Origin of the sequence: Pannonibacter carbonis (assembly GCF_003012935.1) — a bacterium.
In the GTDB taxonomy this organism is placed as follows: Bacteria; Pseudomonadota; Alphaproteobacteria; order Rhizobiales; family Stappiaceae; genus Pannonibacter; species Pannonibacter carbonis.
In genome coordinates this window covers 1-15542 of sequence record NZ_PUDR01000015.1, presented here as the reverse complement: position 1 = coordinate 15542, position 15542 = coordinate 1, and the positions used below count along the sequence as shown (strand labels likewise).

18 protein-coding genes are annotated in these 15542 nt (G+C 63.0%); 12 read left to right on the top strand and 6 right to left on the bottom strand.

All coding sequences use genetic code 11. The features are described from left to right. The first annotated feature begins 193 nt into the window (after nucleotides 1-193). From C8348_RS18245 to C8348_RS18225, 5 genes are all read left to right on the top strand, one after another. Nucleotides 194-961, top strand: a complete 768-nt coding sequence (locus tag C8348_RS18245; protein ID WP_106754735.1) for an SDR family oxidoreductase — start codon at nucleotides 194-196, stop codon at nucleotides 959-961. A gap of 119 nt (nucleotides 962-1080) precedes the next feature. Beyond that, complete coding sequence (uvrC, locus tag C8348_RS18240; protein WP_106754734.1) at nucleotides 1081-3123, top strand: excinuclease ABC subunit UvrC; 2043 nt, start codon at nucleotides 1081-1083, stop codon at nucleotides 3121-3123. Between the two features lie 70 nt (nucleotides 3124-3193). Further along, nucleotides 3194-4306 carry an endonuclease/exonuclease/phosphatase family protein gene (locus C8348_RS18235; RefSeq protein WP_106754733.1) on the top strand — a complete coding sequence of 371 codons (1113 nt, stop codon included), beginning with the start codon at nucleotides 3194-3196 and terminating at the stop codon, nucleotides 4304-4306. A gap of 138 nt (nucleotides 4307-4444) precedes the next feature. After that, nucleotides 4445-5044, top strand: coding sequence for a thymidine kinase (locus C8348_RS18230; RefSeq protein WP_106754732.1), 600 nt, complete (start codon nucleotides 4445-4447; stop codon nucleotides 5042-5044). 24 nt (nucleotides 5045-5068) lie between these two features. Next, entirely contained in the window at nucleotides 5069-5356 is a 288-nt protein-coding gene (locus tag C8348_RS18225; RefSeq protein ID WP_106754731.1) for an HlyU family transcriptional regulator, read from the top strand. A gap of 8 nt (nucleotides 5357-5364) precedes the next feature. Here C8348_RS18225 and C8348_RS18220 read toward each other — a convergent pair whose 3' ends face one another. Then, a complete protein-coding gene (locus C8348_RS18220) occupies nucleotides 5365-6069 on the bottom strand; it encodes a GNAT family N-acetyltransferase (RefSeq protein WP_106754730.1) in 705 nt (234 codons plus the stop codon). 191 nt (nucleotides 6070-6260) lie between these two features. On the opposite strand from C8348_RS18220, the gene pgsA reads away from it, so the two are divergent. The 7 genes from pgsA to C8348_RS18185 all read left to right on the top strand — a co-directional run bounded on the left by pgsA (nucleotide 6261) and on the right by C8348_RS18185 (nucleotide 11943). Beyond that, nucleotides 6261-6833 carry a CDP-diacylglycerol--glycerol-3-phosphate 3-phosphatidyltransferase gene (gene pgsA, locus C8348_RS18215; protein WP_106754729.1) on the top strand — a complete coding sequence of 191 codons (573 nt, stop codon included), beginning with the start codon at nucleotides 6261-6263 and terminating at the stop codon, nucleotides 6831-6833. A 31-nt stretch (nucleotides 6834-6864) separates the two neighbouring features. Continuing rightward, nucleotides 6865-7116, top strand: a complete 252-nt coding sequence (moaD, locus tag C8348_RS18210) for a molybdopterin converting factor subunit 1 (protein WP_106754728.1) — start codon at nucleotides 6865-6867, stop codon at nucleotides 7114-7116. 1 nt (nucleotide 7117) lies between these two features. Continuing rightward, entirely contained in the window at nucleotides 7118-7576 is a 459-nt protein-coding gene (locus C8348_RS18205; protein WP_106754727.1) for a molybdenum cofactor biosynthesis protein MoaE, read from the top strand. A 125-nt stretch (nucleotides 7577-7701) separates the two neighbouring features. Continuing rightward, nucleotides 7702-8961, top strand: a complete 1260-nt coding sequence (locus C8348_RS18200; RefSeq protein ID WP_106754726.1) for a multidrug effflux MFS transporter — start codon at nucleotides 7702-7704, stop codon at nucleotides 8959-8961. Between the two features lie 254 nt (nucleotides 8962-9215). Beyond that, on the top strand, nucleotides 9216-9830 hold the full coding sequence (locus C8348_RS18195) for a MarR family winged helix-turn-helix transcriptional regulator (protein WP_208983809.1): 615 nt from the start codon (nucleotides 9216-9218) through the stop codon (nucleotides 9828-9830). Nucleotides 9831-9833: 3 nt separating this feature from the next. Continuing rightward, a complete protein-coding gene (locus C8348_RS18190; RefSeq protein WP_106754725.1) occupies nucleotides 9834-10529 on the top strand; it encodes a response regulator in 696 nt (231 codons plus the stop codon). Nucleotides 10530-10650: 121 nt separating this feature from the next. After that, complete coding sequence (locus tag C8348_RS18185) at nucleotides 10651-11943, top strand: ATP-binding protein (RefSeq protein ID WP_106754798.1); 1293 nt, start codon at nucleotides 10651-10653, stop codon at nucleotides 11941-11943. Nucleotides 11944-11972: 29 nt separating this feature from the next. On the opposite strand, the gene C8348_RS18180 is transcribed toward C8348_RS18185, so the two are convergent. The 5 genes from C8348_RS18180 to C8348_RS18160 form a co-directional block, all read right to left on the bottom strand. Beyond that, nucleotides 11973-12335 carry a tRNA-binding protein gene (locus tag C8348_RS18180; protein ID WP_106754797.1) on the bottom strand — a complete coding sequence of 121 codons (363 nt, stop codon included), beginning with the start codon at nucleotides 12333-12335 and terminating at the stop codon, nucleotides 11973-11975. Between the two features lie 75 nt (nucleotides 12336-12410). Then, entirely contained in the window at nucleotides 12411-13142 is a 732-nt protein-coding gene (locus tag C8348_RS18175) for a TetR family transcriptional regulator (RefSeq protein ID WP_106754724.1), read from the bottom strand. 188 nt (nucleotides 13143-13330) lie between these two features. Then, on the bottom strand, nucleotides 13331-14149 hold the full coding sequence (gene proC / locus C8348_RS18170; RefSeq protein ID WP_106754723.1) for a pyrroline-5-carboxylate reductase: 819 nt from the start codon (nucleotides 14147-14149) through the stop codon (nucleotides 13331-13333). Continuing rightward, nucleotides 14146-14646, bottom strand: a complete 501-nt coding sequence (locus tag C8348_RS18165; RefSeq protein ID WP_106754722.1) for a type III secretion system chaperone family protein — start codon at nucleotides 14644-14646, stop codon at nucleotides 14146-14148. The genes proC and C8348_RS18165 overlap by 4 nt, the downstream gene beginning before the upstream one ends. 249 nt (nucleotides 14647-14895) lie before the next feature. Further along, complete coding sequence (locus C8348_RS18160; protein WP_106754721.1) at nucleotides 14896-15186, bottom strand: accessory factor UbiK family protein; 291 nt, start codon at nucleotides 15184-15186, stop codon at nucleotides 14896-14898. Nucleotides 15187-15542 lie beyond the last annotated feature (356 nt).

Sequence of the window (15542 nt, the reverse complement as noted above, 5' to 3'; positions counted from 1 at the left end):
CAGGGTAACTTTCAGCATGGTTAGGGCATGGTTAATGCCCGGGAGCCCGAGGATCGGCGCCGTCTCGATGGTCACCGGAACATGGCCCGGTGACCTTGAAGACCGGATCCAACTTCTGATCCGGCAACCGACTGCACAGCGTATGGGCATATATATACAAGCCAAAGCGCTGGACCTGCGAGAAAGAAGCCTCATGACCTCATCAGCCGGAACCGCCCTGATCACCGGGGCGTCGAGCCGCATTGGCACTGCGATTGCTCAAGATCTTGCCGCCCACGGCTGGGCTCTTGTCCTGCACGCCCATACCGGTCTTGCCCGGATCGAGGAACTGGCACAGGCAATTCGCTCCGGCGGCGGCACTTGCGCGACCATTGCCGCCGACCTGACCCGGTCAAATGGCGCTGAGGGTCTGATGCGAGAGGTCGCCAGCCTGCCTTTTGGCCCGGTGACCTGCCTCGTCAACAACGCCTCCATCTTCCAGCCGGACGAAATCGGTGCGCTGGACGAGATACTGTTTGACCAGCATTTTGCGATCCATGTGAAGGCACCGCTGTTTCTGACTGACGCGTTCGCCCGGCAGTTGCCGGAGGGCGCGGACGGTCTTGTCGTCAACCTCATCGACCAGCGCGTCTGGAAGCCGACACCAAAGTTCATGTCCTATGCGCTGTCGAAAAGCGCCCTGTGGGAACAGACCCGGATGGCTGCACAGGCCCTTGCGCCGCGCATCCGCGTCAATGCCATCGGGCCGGGACCAAGCTTCCGCAACGAACGGCAAAGCGAGGACGATTTCCGGCGGCAGCAGGACGCCGTTCCGCTCCGCCGTGGCCCGGCTCCCGAGGACTTCGGCGCGACCGTGCGCTATTTCTGGTCGGCACGATCCGTCACCGGCCAGATGCTCGCGCTGGATGGCGGGCAGCACCTCGCCTGGGAAACAGCCGACGTTGTGGGCGTGGGCGAATAGGCCGACCGGGACCCAGAACCGCCAGCGTCTTCGGCTTTCGCCCGATCCGGTATAGTCTCGCGCTTCTGCCCTCAAGATTCGCGGCGGCCACTGGCCGGCCGGCGCAAGCGATTGAAGTGATGTCCAGCAGCCGTTCCCGATCCGACACGCCTGAAGAGGCCGAGGAAATCGTTGAAGCCGTCCAGCCCGCCGTCACCTTCCTGCCGGCGGACACGGAGAGCGCGACCGGCCTCGTCGGTGTCGAGGTCATTGCCGATGTGGTGAAACGTCTGCCGATGGGGCCGGGCGTCTATCGCATGCTCGATGTGAATGGCGACGTTCTTTACGTCGGCAAGGCGCGCAGCCTGAAGAAACGCGTGACCAACTACACACGGCTGCAAGGGCAATCGAACCGGATCATGCGGATGATCATGGCAACGGCCGCCATGGAGTTCGTGCTGACACGCACGGAAACCGAGGCGCTGCTGCTCGAAGCCAACCTGATCAAGCGACTGCGCCCGCGCTTCAACGTGCTGTTGCGCGACGACAAGTCGTTCCCCTACATCCTGATCACGGGCGATCATGCTTCCCCGGCCATCGTCAAGCATCGCGGCGCCCGGCGGCGCAAGGGCGATTACTTCGGCCCCTTTGCCTCGGCAACGGCGGTTGGCCGGACGATCAACGCGCTGCAGAAGGCGTTCCTGATCCGTAACTGCACCGACAGCTATTACGAGAACCGTTCCCGTCCCTGCCTGCTGTATCAAATCAAGCGCTGTGCAGGTCCCTGCACCGGCGAGATTTCATCGCAAGGCTATGCCGATCTCGTCGGCGAAGCGAAGGCGTTCCTGTCCGGTAAGAGCCAGCTGGTGAAGCAGCAACTGGCGGCCCATATGGAAGCCGCCTCACAGCAGCTCGATTTTGAGCACGCGGCCGTCTACCGCGACCGCCTCGCCGCGCTGTCGCATATCCAGTCCCACCAGGGCATCAATCCGCAGACCGTCGACGAGGCGGACGTGGTCGCGATCCATCAGGAGGGCGGCCAGACCTGCGTTCAGGTGTTCTTCTTCCGCACTGGCCAGAACTGGGGCAACCGGGCTTACTTCCCCAAGGCTGACAAGTCGCTGGAAGAGGCCGCCGTTCTGGAGAGCTTCCTTGCCCAGTTCTACGACGACAAGCCGGCGCCCCGTCTGATCCTGCTGTCGCACGAGATTGAGGAACAGGAGCTGCTGGCGGCCGCGCTGAGCGAAAAGGCCGAGCACAAGGTCGAGATCGCCGTGCCCAAGCGCGGCGAGAAAAAGGATCTGGTCGACCATGCGATGACCAACGCCCGCGAGGCGCTCGGACGGAGGCTGGCGGAAACGTCGAGCCAGACCCGCCTGCTGGAAGGCGTCGCCGGGGTGTTCAGCCTCTCCGCCACGCCGCGCCGCATCGAGGTCTATGACAACTCGCACATCATGGGCACCAATGCGGTCGGCTGCATGATCGTCGCGGGACCGGAAGGCTTCGCCAAGGGCCAGTATCGCAAGTTCAACATCAAGTCCGAGACCATCACCCCGGGTGACGACTTCGGCATGATGCGCGAAATGCTGACCCGGCGCTTCAGCCGGCTGCTCAAGGATCACGCCAGAACGCCGGTCGAGAGCGAACAGACCGCGGGCGAGCCACCTGCCGTTCTTGAGGCTGCGATCGGTGGCGACACCGAGGAAAACGACGGGCTTCCCCAGGCGGACATGCCGGCCTGGCCGGATCTGGTGTTCATCGACGGTGGCCTCGGTCAGCTCAATGCGGTGCGCGAGATCCTGACCGGCCTCGGCATCACGGATGTGCCCCTCATCGGCATTGCCAAGGGACCGGACCGCGATGCCGGCCGGGAGAAATTCTTCATGGAAGGTCGGCCGTCCTTCATGCTGCCGGAACGCGATCCGGTGCTCTATTTCGTCCAGCGTCTGCGGGACGAGGCGCACCGCTTCGCCATCGGCACGCACCGGGCCAAGCGGTCGAAGGAGATCGCGAAAAACCCGCTGGACGACATCGCCGGCATCGGCCCGACGCGCAAGCGCGCCCTGCTGCGCCACTTCGGCACGGCCAAGGCTGTCTCAAAGGCAGGCATCGAAGACCTGATGGCGGTCTCGGGCATTTCCGAAACCGTGGCCCGTCTCGTCTACGATCATTTCCACGACTGACCTTACATGTTAAACGGACCTGGGGAGCGCGCTGCAGCGCAGCATGAAACAGGCCGGAGACTGATCACCCATGAACACAGCACCGGTTCGCCCGTCCCGCCTGCGCCGCGCCGTCAAAGCGATGTTCCGGCTAGCGGCCTGGAGTGGTTTGCTGCTCGCCCTTGCAATGGCATTCCTCTCGGTTCTGCCCTTTGTCGCACCTGATTTCTGGTTCGCCGACAATATGAGCTTCTTCCTGCCGCAGCTTCTCACGGGCGGGACGCTGGCCATCTGCGGTGCTTTTGTCTGCCGTCTGATTGCGCGCCGCCGGCTGAAGGGAAGTGTCTTTGCAGCCTTTGCGCTGATCGTGGTCCTTGGTCTGGTTGCGGGCACGGCACTGACCAGCCTGCGCACCGCAAGCGTTCTGGCGCTTGGGCGGAGCGGGCCGGCCATTGCAAACGGTGAGCACGGCACACCGTTCCGCGTCGTCTCGATCAACCTGGAAATGCGCTACCTCGGCGACACAGATTTCATGGATTACCTGGAGAATCTGAACGCCGACGTGCTGGTGTTCCAGGAAACCAACTGGCGCCAGCAATTGCGTTACAGGGAGAAGGTCAGGAAAGAGACTGGCCCGTTGCCGGGCACTGGCCCGTATCCAGCCACCTTTCATGTCGGTGACCTCGGTAGCGTGGTCGTCTTCTCCCACCATCCAGTCCTCTCAAGCGAGAACATCCGGGTCGACGGCGTCTGCGGCGATGGCCAATGGGGCCAGCGCGAGATCCTGCGCATGAGGCTGGACGTCGCCGGTAAGCCCGTCACCTTCATCGCTCTGCACCCTGAAAGCCCGCGCACCCCCTGCCGCTTCGAGGCACGTCAGGTCTATTACGCGGCACTTGGGCTGGAACTGGCACGGCTCCGCCGCGAAAGCACTGACCCGGTCATCCTCGCCGGAGACTGGAACATGTCACCCTGGTCGGCGCATTTCAGCCAGTTGCTGCAGGCAGGCGATCTGAAGACCCTTTTCCCGTCCTCCATCCCGGTGATCACCCGCTTCTTCTTCGACTACCGCCTGAGCTGGTTCCTGGGGGCCGCAGTGGACCACATTGCAGTCTCTCCAAGCATTGAAATCAGTGCCGTGGCCGTCGGCCCTGATGTCGGCTCCGATCACGTGCCGCTGATCGCCGATCTTGTTCTGCCCTGAAACAGGTGCCTCGCGATCCACAGCAAAGTCAGGCAAGGGCACAAGACGCGTTGAGCCGACCGGCCCGAGCGGCAAGAGTGACATCCGACAGGTATGCGATTCTTCGCCGCCTCTGGAAAAACCTTTGCCGGAAAGCCAATGGCCAAGCTCTATTTCAACTATTCGTCGATGAACGCCGGCAAGTCGACGGTGCTGCTGCAAGCCTCCTACAACTACGTCGAACGCGGCATGAACACGCTGCTGATGACAGCGGCGGTCGATGATCGTGCTGGCGTTGGCCGTATTTCATCGCGCATTGGCCTCACAGCTGAAGCGGATATCTTCCAGCTGGAGGATGACCTCTACGAGCATATCCGCAAGGCACATGAAGCCCGGCCGGTCGATGCCGTCTTCGTCGATGAAGCGCAATTCCTGAGCGAGGCCCAGGTCTGGCAACTCGCCCATGCCTCGGATCGGCTCGGCATGCCGGTGATGTGTTTCGGTCTCAGGACCGATTTCCAGGGGCAGCTGTTTCCCGGCAGCAAGGCGCTGCTCGCCCTTGCCGACAGCCTGAAGGAAATCAAGACGATCTGCTGGTGCGGCCGCAAGGCGACCATGGTCGCCCGGCTTGACGGCGCGGGCCGGATCGTCGAGGAAGGAGAGCAGGTGGTCATCGGCGGCGAGGATGCCTATGTCTCGCTGTGCCGCCGCCACTGGGTGGACAAGGATCTGGGACAGGGACCGGGGGAACCGGCCTGACCCGTCAGCAAGGATTAAGGGACCATGCTCGGCAAACTGTTCGGATCGCTGTTCAAGTCGGGCGAGCCCAAGGCTCCGGAAAGCCCGGTGGCGCAGGAAGACTACAAGGGCTTCCTGATCCTCGCCGAGCCGCGCCAGGTCGGCGGCCAGTGGCAGATCGCCGGCCGCATCCTGCAGGAAAAGGACGGCGAGGCGCGCGAACATGTCTTCATCCGCGCCGATCAGTTGCCGACCCGCGACGAGGCAGCGGAATACATGCTGCGCAAGGCGCGCAGTATGATCGACCAGCAGGGCGACGGCATCTTCCGCTGAACCGGGCCTCAACCGGCGCGGCACGCTTCCAGCCTGCGCACCTGCCGGCCTTCAGCGTCAAAGTTCGACGGATCGAGCCAGGCCTCAAATGCCGATTTCAGCTTCAGCCACTCTGTCTCAAGGATCGAGAACCAGGCCGTGTCCCGGTTCCGCCCCTTGTAGACCACTGCCTGCCGGAATGTGCCCTCATAGGTGAACCCCAGACGTGTCGCAGCGCCGCGCGAAGCTGCATTCTGGTCGTCGCATTTCCATTCATAGCGCCGGTTGCCAAGGTCCTCGAAGGCATGGCGCATCATCAGATACATCGCCTCGCTGGCATGCGGCTTGCGCTGCAGCGCCGGGCTGTAACTGATGTGGCCGACTTCGATGCTGCCATTGGCCGGATCGATCCGCAGAAAACTGGCAACCCCGACCGCCTTGCCGCTCGACCTGTCGAGGATTGCATAGAACATTGGATCCTGCTTCGCCGCCATCGGACCATAAAAGGCCTCGAAGGCGACAGGATCGGCAAAGGGACCATAGGCAAGATAGGTCCAGTTCCGGCCATCCGCATCCGCCTGATAAGCCTCGAAAAGGTCCGCCCCGTGCCGGGACAGATCCAGCCGCTCCAGCCGGCAAAAGCGGCCCTCCAGCACCCGCCCGTCAGGAGCAAGGGCGCCGGCCCAGTTGGCAACGGGATTGCCGATGGGCAGGCCGAGATCGGACAATGGCATGACACACTCCTGTGATTTCCTTTGAGTTACATAGCGCCCGAACCGGCCCTGCAAAAGAACCGCGCCCTCTCAAAGCAGGGAACCAGTTTCCACCAGGCGCGTCGATGCCGGACCTGGGCGCGTTGACACCCGCGCCCTGCACATGCTTGTGTCGCCCGGATCACCCTGCCCTCACAGTGACTGAGCCCTTCATGGCCCGAAACGTTGTCCTCAGCCTGCCGAACATCCTGACCTACGCGCGGATTCTGGCGATCCCTGCCGTGGTTGCCTGCTTCTATTTCGACGGCAACACCCCGCGCTGGGTCGCCCTTGCCATCTTCATCGCAGCTGCCGTGACCGACTTCTTCGATGGCTATCTCGCCCGCGCCTGGCAGCAGCAGTCGGCCCTTGGCCGTATGCTCGATCCGATTGCGGACAAGCTTCTCGTTGCCGTCTGCCTAATCCTGCTGGTCGACAAGGGCGACATCGGCGGTTGGTCGCTGATTGCTGCCATCATCATCCTGTGCCGCGAAATCCTCGTCTCCGGCCTCCGGGAGTTCCTGGCAGAACTGCGCGTCAGCGTTCCGGTGACCAAGCTTGCCAAGTGGAAAACGACCTTCCAGCTGGTGGCAGTCGCCCTGCTGGTCGCCGGTCCCGCGGGTGAGACGATTCTGCCCGGCACGATGCTCGCCGGCTTGATCGCCCTGTGGATTGCGGCCATGCTGACGCTCTACACCGGTTACGACTATTTCCGCGCCGGCATCGGCCATCTCATTGACGAGTAGCCAACCGGCACCCGGACAAGGACGCCAAACCATGCTGATCCGCTATTTTGCCTGGGTGCGCGAGCGCGTCGGCCTCGATCAGGAGACGGTGGACCTGCCGCCGTCAGTTGAAACAGTCGCCGACGTGATCGCCTGGCTGCAGACCGTCGATGATGCGCATGGCCATGCCTTTGCCGATGCCGACGCCATACGGGCTGCGCTCGACCAGGTGCATGTCGAGACGGATGCCGCCATTGCCGGCGCCCGCGAGATCGCCTTTTTTCCTCCGATGACAGGGGGCTGACGTGAGCCCGCGCCTGGTCGTCCGCGTGCAGCCCGAGGATTTTGACCCGGCCCGGGAAGCGGCCCTGTTGACCGATGGCCGCACCGATGTCGGCGCGCTCGTGACCTTCACTGGCCTTTGCCGCGATGAGAGCGGCCGTCTTGCCGCACTGGAACTCGAGCATTTTCCGGGCATGGCCGAAGCACAGCTGACGCGGATCGCCGAAGAGGCGCTCGTGCGCTGGCCACTCACTGGCCTGGTTGTCCTGCATCGGCATGGCCGGATTGCGCCCGGCGAAAACATCGTTTTCGTCGCTGCAGCCTCTTCGCATCGGCAAGCAGCTTTCGAGGCCGCGGACTTTCTGATGGATTTCCTCAAGTCCCGCGCGCCCTTCTGGAAAAAGGAGATCCCGGTCAGCGGCGTAGGCGGCGACTGGGTTGACGCACGCGACAGCGACGAGGCGCGACTGGCGCGTTGGTAACCCCCTCTCGTCAGTCCCAGCCTTGTCGATGCCATAAAGCTAACCGACTGGTCTATTCTGTCCATCTGCCGCCGCCTGGCGGCGATCTGTCCTTTCCCCGCCCGCAAGGGCCCCCGAGGTATCCCATGACTGACCCGATCCGGCCCGCAGGCCCGGATGACCGGCCGCATCCGGGCCTGTCCTTCCTTGAATTCGTCATCATGATTGCCGCCTTGATGGCGCTGAATGCGCTGGCCATGGACATCATGCTGCCTGCTCTGCCGGACATCGGCAATGCTCTGAACATCGAGCATGAGAATGACCGGCAGCAGATCCTGATCGCCTATCTTGTCGGCTTCGGTGGCGCGCAATTGCTGTTCGGGCCGCTAACCGACCGGTTTGGCCGCCGCAGCATCATTCTGGGCAGTCTCGGCCTTTATGCCGCCGCCAGCTTTCTTGCCCTCGTGAGCCAGTCGCTGGATGGTCTGCTTGTCGCGCGGCTGCTGCAGGGCGTCGGGTGCGCCGGGACCCGCGTCGTGGCCGTCTCCGTCGTCCGCGATTGCTATTCCGGACGCCGGATGAGCCAGGTGATGTCGCTGGTCATGATGATCTTCATGGCCGTTCCCATCGTTGCCCCCTCGATTGGCCAGGCGATCCTTCTGGTCGCCGACTGGCACTGGATCTTCAGCACGCTCCTGATTGCAGGAGTGGTGATGCTGCTCTGGTCGGCCTTTCGTTTGCCGGAGACACTCCCGACCAGTCAGCGCCAGCCGCTCAAGCTGCGCCCGGTGCTGCGGTCCTACGGCCGGGTGGTCAGCAACCGTCTCAGCATTGGCTATACCCTGGCGACAACGGCCATCTTCGGCGCGCTGTTTTCCTTCATTTCGATGGCGCAGCAGATCTATGTCGACATCTTCGGGCTGGGCGTCTGGTTCCCGGTGGTGTTTGCCGGCGTGGCAATAACCATGGCCTGTGCCTCCTTCATGAACTCGCGCCTGGTGACGATCATCGGCATGCGGCGACTGTCGCATGCTGCCGTCCTCACCTTTATCGCTTTCGGCCTGCTGCAATGCCTGATGCAGGCCATCGGCTTGCAGGATCTGACGCTGTTCACCGTCTGCATGGCGATCAATATGGCATGCTTCGGCTTCATGGGCGGCAATTTCAACTCCATGTCGATGGAGCCACTGGGAGACATTGCCGGTACAGCCTCATCGGTCATCGGTTTCACCACGACCCTCGGCGGCGCAATCCTTGGCTTCATTGTTGGACAGCAGTTCGACGGCACGCTGTGGCCGATCGCCATCGCCTGTGCCGGCTACGGCGTGCTCGGGCTGGTCTGCGTGCTGATCGCGGAACGCGGAAAACTGTTCCAGACCCAGCATGCGCCGAAACCGGGAAGCTGACGCCCCGCGTTTTTCGCAGCCGTAGTCCAGATCTCCCGGGACGTGACCAGCCCCGGGGCGCCAGTCGACCTAACCAGCCGCGGCTTTGCGCCTTGACGTAACAATCGGTATCCTGATGTGACGAGACGCCGACAGGCATTTCTCGTAGGAACCCTGTCGAACCCGCTGGCACAGCACAAGCAATTGGCATTGCAGACAGTTGAACCTTTCGTCCGGCGTCGAAACTGGCAATACTCGGTTCAGACAAAATCGACATGGCTGACGTGGATTTCATGACCCTGACCAGTTTCACCAGCCCCGCGCTGGCCAAGGCCGAGACAACACGGCTCGCAAACATCCGCGACGTTCAGCACGCTGCCGACGGCATTCCCCCGTATGACCTGATCGAGCTGCTGTTTTTTGCCTATCGCGACTTCACGGCGGACCCGGACACCGTCCTTGCCGATTTTGACTTCGGCCGGGCGCATCACCGGGTGCTGCATTTTGTCGACCGCAATCCGGGCATCCGTGTCACCGACCTGCTTGCGATCCTGCGCATCACCAAGCAAAGCCTCGGGCGTGTGCTGAAACAACTGGTGGATGAGGGGTTCATCGACCAGCGACCAGGCCCGCTCGACCGGCGGCAACGGCTGTTGCACACCACTGAAAAGGGACAGGCACTTGCCGGAAAGCTTGCCGCAATGCAGGCCCGGCGCATCGACGCGGCCATTGAAGCCCTGCCTGACACGGGCGCTGAGGTCGTTCGACGCTTCCTGTTCCAGATGATCGATCCGGACCTGCGACCGGAAGTCGGCCGCATGCTCGGACCTGCCGCCCTGTGCCGGGTGCAGGACGCCGCAAGGCAGGTTGAAGACAGCAGCGAGACCTAGATCATGCCCAAAGCACCCGACGACAATGCGCCGCATCTCCTGCTCGTCGACGACGATAGCCGGATCCGCGAGCTGCTGGGCCGGGTTCTGCGTGAGGACGGCTACCGGGTCACGACGGCTGCCAATGCAGCGGAAGCACGACGCTGCATGACTGGCCTCGATTTCGATCTGCTGATCCTCGACATCATGATGCCGGGCGAGAGCGGGCTGGACCTCGCCGCGTCCCTGCGACATGACAATCCGGTTCCGATCATCATGCTGACAGCCCGCTCAGAGGCGGAAGACCGGATTGCCGGGCTGGAGGCCGGTGCGGACGATTATCTGCCCAAGCCATTCGAACCGCGGGAACTGATGCTGCGCATAGCCGCCATCCTGCGCCGAGGCGGGCCACGGCGCAGCGAACGGGCGGCGGAGATCCGCTTCGGGCCCTTTACCTATTTGACCGAACGCGGCGAATTGCGGCGCGGCGACGATTTGATGCGGCTGACGGACCGGGAGAAGCAGATCCTCAACATATTCGCCGATCAACCGGGCGCCACCGTCCCCCGTCACAAGATCGTCGGCGATGACAGCGGCCTGGGCGAACGGACTGTGGACGTGCAGATCAACCGCCTGCGGCGCAAGATCGAGGATGATCCGGCCAACCCGGTTTATCTGCAAACCGTGCGCGGGATCGGTTACCGCCTTGCCTGTGACTGACCCCGACAAAGCCGGCCCCGGCGAACCAACTGATACGGCGAAGAAGACCGGTCTGTTCCAGTCCAGCCTCCTGCTCGCCGGCGCGCCTTACCGCCTGCTGGCAGGCGGCCTGTACCGCTACATGCCGAAAGGGCTTTATACCCGGGCGCTGCTGATCATCGTCGTGCCGATGGTCGTCCTGCAATCAGTCCTCGCCTTCGTCTTCATGGAGCGCCATTACCAGCTTGTCACAAACAGGCTATCTGAAGCGGTGGTGCGCGAGATCGCTGCGGTAGTCTATGTCCTTGAAAACTATCCACAAGATGCGGACTTTCGGCTGATCGAGGAGATGGGGAGCCGGGCACTGGACATGACGGTGACCGTCCTGCCGCCAGAACCGCTGCCCCCACCACGCCCCAAGCCCTATTTCGACCTTGTCGACCACAATCTCAGCCGCGAAATCTCGGAGCGGATCGGCAAGCCGTTCTGGATCGACACAATCGGCCGGTCCCGCTTTGTCGAACTGCGCATTCAGCTCAAGGACAAGGTGTTGCGCGTAGTGACAAGGCGGAGCCAGACCTATGCCTCGAACTCGCATATCTTTCTGGTCTGGATGATCTGCACGTCGCTCGTGCTCATCGTTATCGCCATGATTTTCCTGCGCAATCAGATCCGGCCGATCGAGCGCCTCGCCAATGCTGCGGAAAGTTTCGGCAAGGGTCGGCCAATCGAGGACTTCCGCCCCAGCGGCGCCCGCGAAGTCCGGCGCGCCGCCCAGGCCTTCATCGAGATGCGGCGGCGCATCGAGCGTCAGCTGGAGCAGCGCACCACCATGCTGGCTGGCGTCAGCCATGACCTGCGCACCATTCTGACCCGCTTCCGCCTGCAGCTGGCGCTGTTCGGCGATACGCCGGAGACGGCGGGAATGAAGCGTGACGTCAATGAAATGAAGCACATGCTGGAGGACTACCTCGCCTTTGCCCGGGGCGACGGCGGCGAGACCGTCGAGCAAACAGACATGTCCCTGATGCTGGAAGAGCTTGAAGAAGAAGCTGAAATCATCGGGGCAGCAGCGCGTTCCACCTTCACCGGGGACCCGGAGGTGCTGCTCCGGCGCAATGCGGTGAAGCGCTCGCTGATGAATCTCGTGACCAACGCCGCAAGGCACAGCACCAGCGTCACGATCGCCGGGCGTCATGCCGATGGCTGGTTGACCGTGACCATCGACGACGACGGGCCGGGCATTCCCGTCCACGAACGCGAAAACGTGTTCCGGCCCTTCTACCGGCTCGACGAAGCTCGCAACCAGGACGAAGGCGGCAGTGGTCTGGGGCTCGCCATCGCGCGGGACATTGCCCGCAGCCATGGCGGTGACATCCAGCTGGAAGACAGCCCGCTCGGCGGCCTGCGAGCCCGGTTCCGGATCCCGGGCTGACATATCAAAATATTGAAATTATTATCAATTCAATAAAGACGGCCACCCAGCGGCACGTCCTTGTCAGGGACGATCAGCACCACCTCGCCAGCTTCGTCCGGCACGCCAAGTGTCAGGACCTCGGACATCACCGGACCAATCTGGCGCGGCGGGAAATTGACCACGGCAAGCACCCGGCGCCCGATCAGTGTTTCTGGCGTGTAGTGCTTTGTGATCTGGGCCGAGGACCGTTTCACGCCGATGTCCGGCCCGAAATCGATCCGGAGCTTGAAGGCCGGTTTGCGGGCTTCGGGGAAGGTTTCAGCCTCGACGATCTGGCCAACGCGAATGTCGACCTTGAGGAAATCATCGAATGTGATCGGGCTCGACGGCCCTTTGGATGATGCGGACATGGCAGGAACCAGCAAGAACAGGCAGGACACTCAGCCTGCCTGCGCTGGTCCGCCAAGACAAGCAAAATCGGGTACTTAGGTCAGAGGTGTCACCGGCTGCGCCGCGTCAGGATCAGGCTCGCCATCGGCCTCCTCCTGACGTTTCGCCCGCCGCCTTGCGCGCTTTTCGGCGAGACGGCACAGGCCGTCGACGAAGGGTTTCGCCATACGCTCGACCCCGTCGAGGCGCTGCATCCAGCCCTCACCCCGGTCGAGTTCGCGGTCGAGTGCGGCCATGGTGCGGGGCAGACCGGGGTCTTCCTCGTCGAGGAACACATCGACCACGCGCGCAAAGGAAATCGCAAGTCCTTGCAAGAGGATAGCCCCCTTGATGCCCGGCACCTCGATGCCGGCCGCACTCAGCATCCAACCGTGGGAACGCAGGGCAATGCGGTTCAGGGCGAGGGCCAGCGCAGGATCGCGGCGCATGGAGTTCTTGAGATTTTTCAGGGCCTTACGATAGGGCGACAGCATGTCGAGCCACGACATCAGGACGTCGAACAGGCGATCGCGGGCCGGCTGGTCGCTCATGTCCTCGTCCAGATCATCCAGCACCTTACCGTCGATGCGGGCGGCAAAGGCCTGCAGGATCTCGAGCTTCGAGCCGACAGCGCTGCGCAGTTCGCTGAGGCGCATGCCAGCTTCCCGCGCAACGTCAGGGAGGCTTATGTCCTTGAAATCATGGGATTCCAGCAGCCGGAACAGCGTGTCCACAGCCTGCTCGCGCAGATCCGGGGCGGTGGGCTTGGCAGATTTTGCAGCAGACATCAGCGTGTCTCCTTGCTGGGCACAACAGGAACGGTCGCCTTGGTAATGTAGGAGCCGGGCGTGAAAAGGCAAAGCCCGGCGCCTCTCCCGCCCTCTGGCGCCCTCTGGCGCAGGGCATGAAAAAGGGCAGCGCGCGGGCTGCCCTTTTTGCGACAATTTCGGGTCAAAGCCGGACAAAACGGGAGAATTCAGCCAGCAAGCTCGCGTGCCCGGCGGGCGGCAGCCTGAACCGCGGCATCCATCAACGGCTGCAGCCCCTCCGACCCCATCAGAACCGACAGGGCAGCTGCAGTCGTGCCATTGGGAGAGGTGACGTTCTGCCGCAGCGTCGAAGGCGCATCCTCGGACTGGAACATCAGTTCCCCTGCCCCGGTGACGGTCGCCTCGGCGAGCCGGGCGGCAAGCTCCGCCGGCAGCCCGGCCTTGCGGCCAGCCTCGGCAAGGCACTCGGCCAGCAGGAAGACATAGGCCGGCCCGGATCCGGAAACGGCGGTGACGAGATCGATCTGGTCTTCCGAGGTGAGCCACTCGACGGTCCCGACGGCGGACAGGAGCGAACCAACCATCTCGCGATCAGCGGCTGTGACCGACGGTGTCGGATAGAGCGCGGTGATGCCGCGCCCGACCATCGCCGGAGTGTTGGGCATGGCGCGCACGACCGGGACGGGTCCGAAGGCTGCCTCAAAGGTGCTGACCGGTGTTCCGGCCGCAACCGAGAGGACGAGGGTGTCGGGAGCAACCGCCGGACGAAGAGACGGCAGGACCGAGCCCATGATCTGCGGTTTGACCGCGATGAGGACCAGGGCCGCCTGAACGCCCTCAGGCGCGGCCGGAGCATGGGCGATGCCATGTTCGCCCAAAAAGGCCTTGAGGCTGTCGGACGGGTTCGGGTCAATGACCAGGAGGCTTGCAGCGTCGATGCCGCGTGCCATCCAGCCCGCGAGCATCGCGCCACCCATCTTGCCCGCCCCGACGATCAGGAACGGGCGCTCTTTTGAAAATCTCATGCTTCTCCTGCGGTCTCAAACAGGGCTGTGTTGACAGCTTCAGTGGCGCTCTTGCCGGCCCAGACGACGAACTGGAAGGCCTGATAGTAGCGCTCGCAGCATTCCAGCGCATTGGCCAGCATGCCTTCAATCTGGGCGCTGGAGGCTTCCGCCCCGCCGGCCAGCAACAGGGACTGGCGGAACATGATCATGTTCTCGCGGCTCCACAAATCGAAGTGTCCCATCCACATCTGCTCGTTGATGAGAGCCAGCAGCCGGACAATCTCGGTCTTGCGCGGCTCGGTCACCTTGAGGTCGAAGGCGCAGGCGAGGTGCAGCGATTCCAGCTCTTCCATCCACGAGAAGGAGACGTGGTAATCACTCCAGCTGCCGCCGATGGAGATAGAAATCTCGTCTTCACCAGACCGCTCGAAAGCCCAGTCATTCAGGGCTGCGACTTGTTCGATCATGTCGACGGGATTGCCGGGACGCTCGAATTCGAACTCGATGAGGCTCATGTCGATCCTCTCCGTTGCGGGCCGCCGAAGCCGGGGCAGGACGCCACCGGTCCAGCAGGACAGTCCCATGTTCAGCAGGGCACCAGAGCGGCATCTTTGGCCCTTGTCCGGCGCGTGGACGATTCCCTGTTTAGAATCAGAATATAAGGTTCCTTCGCAATTGCAGTACAAAAGCGCCGGTCATTCTTGATCAATTCTTGTGGACGAGCGGACATTTTGAGCAAGTCCGCACGCCCTGCCCTCCCGGGATCAGTCTTCGGTCTTGGTCTTGCGCGCGCTCTTGGCCTGAGCTTCGGCAAGCCTGGCCTCAAGATCGGCGATCCGCGCTTCCAGTGCGTCGATCCGGTCCAGCGCCCGCACGGCCATGTCGCGGGCGACGTCAAAGTCCTCGCGCTTGACGATGTCCATGTCCGAGAGGAAGCGTTCGGCCTGCGCGCGGAAGGCTGTTTCCACCTCGCGGCGTGCGCCCTGCGCGACACCGGCGGCGTCCGTCATCAGCTTTGCGAATTCGTCGAGAAACCTGTTCGGGCCCTGGTTCATGACACGCTCCTGGTCAGCTGGAGCCGCAAGGGAGGCGCGGCCCGCTTGCACACACCTATTGACCTTTTGCGCCAACTTCAAGGTGAGCGCACCGCAACGTGGCACACTGCTGCTGTGCGAGCGGTGACGGAGGGGCGTCGGGAGGTCGGTCGTGGGGCCGATCGTTGGGCCTGTCGAGGGGATGGGGAACGGCATGGATGCCATGGTCGAGCCATGGCATGACGAAGGATGGGGTTGGGATGGGGCTGCTTTGCGATGGCTTTGATGCCGGGTTTGGCGGTACAGTCCGTGTCAGGACCTTGCCGAACTGGTCAATGGCGGCCAAGGTCCTGAGGCGTCGTTACATACAGGCGGAC

Coding starts and splice junctions, on each gene's coding strand:
- moaD (WP_106754728.1), top strand. CDS start 6,865: ATGCTGATCCGCTATTTTGCCTGGGTGCGCGAGCGCGTCGGCCTCGAT.
- C8348_RS18165 (WP_106754722.1), bottom strand. CDS start 14,646: ATGAGCCTCATCGAGTTCGAATTCGAGCGTCCCGGCAATCCCGTCGAC.
- C8348_RS18245 (WP_106754735.1), top strand. CDS start 194: ATGACCTCATCAGCCGGAACCGCCCTGATCACCGGGGCGTCGAGCCGC.
- C8348_RS18220 (WP_106754730.1), bottom strand. CDS start 6,069: ATGCCATTGTCCGATCTCGGCCTGCCCATCGGCAATCCCGTTGCCAAC.
- proC (WP_106754723.1), bottom strand. CDS start 14,149: ATGAGATTTTCAAAAGAGCGCCCGTTCCTGATCGTCGGGGCGGGCAAG.
- C8348_RS18230 (WP_106754732.1), top strand. CDS start 4,445: ATGGCCAAGCTCTATTTCAACTATTCGTCGATGAACGCCGGCAAGTCG.
- C8348_RS18225 (WP_106754731.1), top strand. CDS start 5,069: ATGCTCGGCAAACTGTTCGGATCGCTGTTCAAGTCGGGCGAGCCCAAG.
- C8348_RS18235 (WP_106754733.1), top strand. CDS start 3,194: ATGAACACAGCACCGGTTCGCCCGTCCCGCCTGCGCCGCGCCGTCAAA.
- C8348_RS18190 (WP_106754725.1), top strand. CDS start 9,834: ATGCCCAAAGCACCCGACGACAATGCGCCGCATCTCCTGCTCGTCGAC.
- uvrC (WP_106754734.1), top strand. CDS start 1,081: ATGTCCAGCAGCCGTTCCCGATCCGACACGCCTGAAGAGGCCGAGGAA.
- C8348_RS18160 (WP_106754721.1), bottom strand. CDS start 15,186: ATGAACCAGGGCCCGAACAGGTTTCTCGACGAATTCGCAAAGCTGATG.
- C8348_RS18200 (WP_106754726.1), top strand. CDS start 7,702: ATGACTGACCCGATCCGGCCCGCAGGCCCGGATGACCGGCCGCATCCG.
- C8348_RS18195 (WP_208983809.1), top strand. CDS start 9,216: ATGGCTGACGTGGATTTCATGACCCTGACCAGTTTCACCAGCCCCGCG.
- C8348_RS18185 (WP_106754798.1), top strand. CDS start 10,651: ATGCCGAAAGGGCTTTATACCCGGGCGCTGCTGATCATCGTCGTGCCG.
- C8348_RS18175 (WP_106754724.1), bottom strand. CDS start 13,142: ATGTCTGCTGCAAAATCTGCCAAGCCCACCGCCCCGGATCTGCGCGAG.
- pgsA (WP_106754729.1), top strand. CDS start 6,261: ATGGCCCGAAACGTTGTCCTCAGCCTGCCGAACATCCTGACCTACGCG.
- C8348_RS18180 (WP_106754797.1), bottom strand. CDS start 12,335: ATGTCCGCATCATCCAAAGGGCCGTCGAGCCCGATCACATTCGATGAT.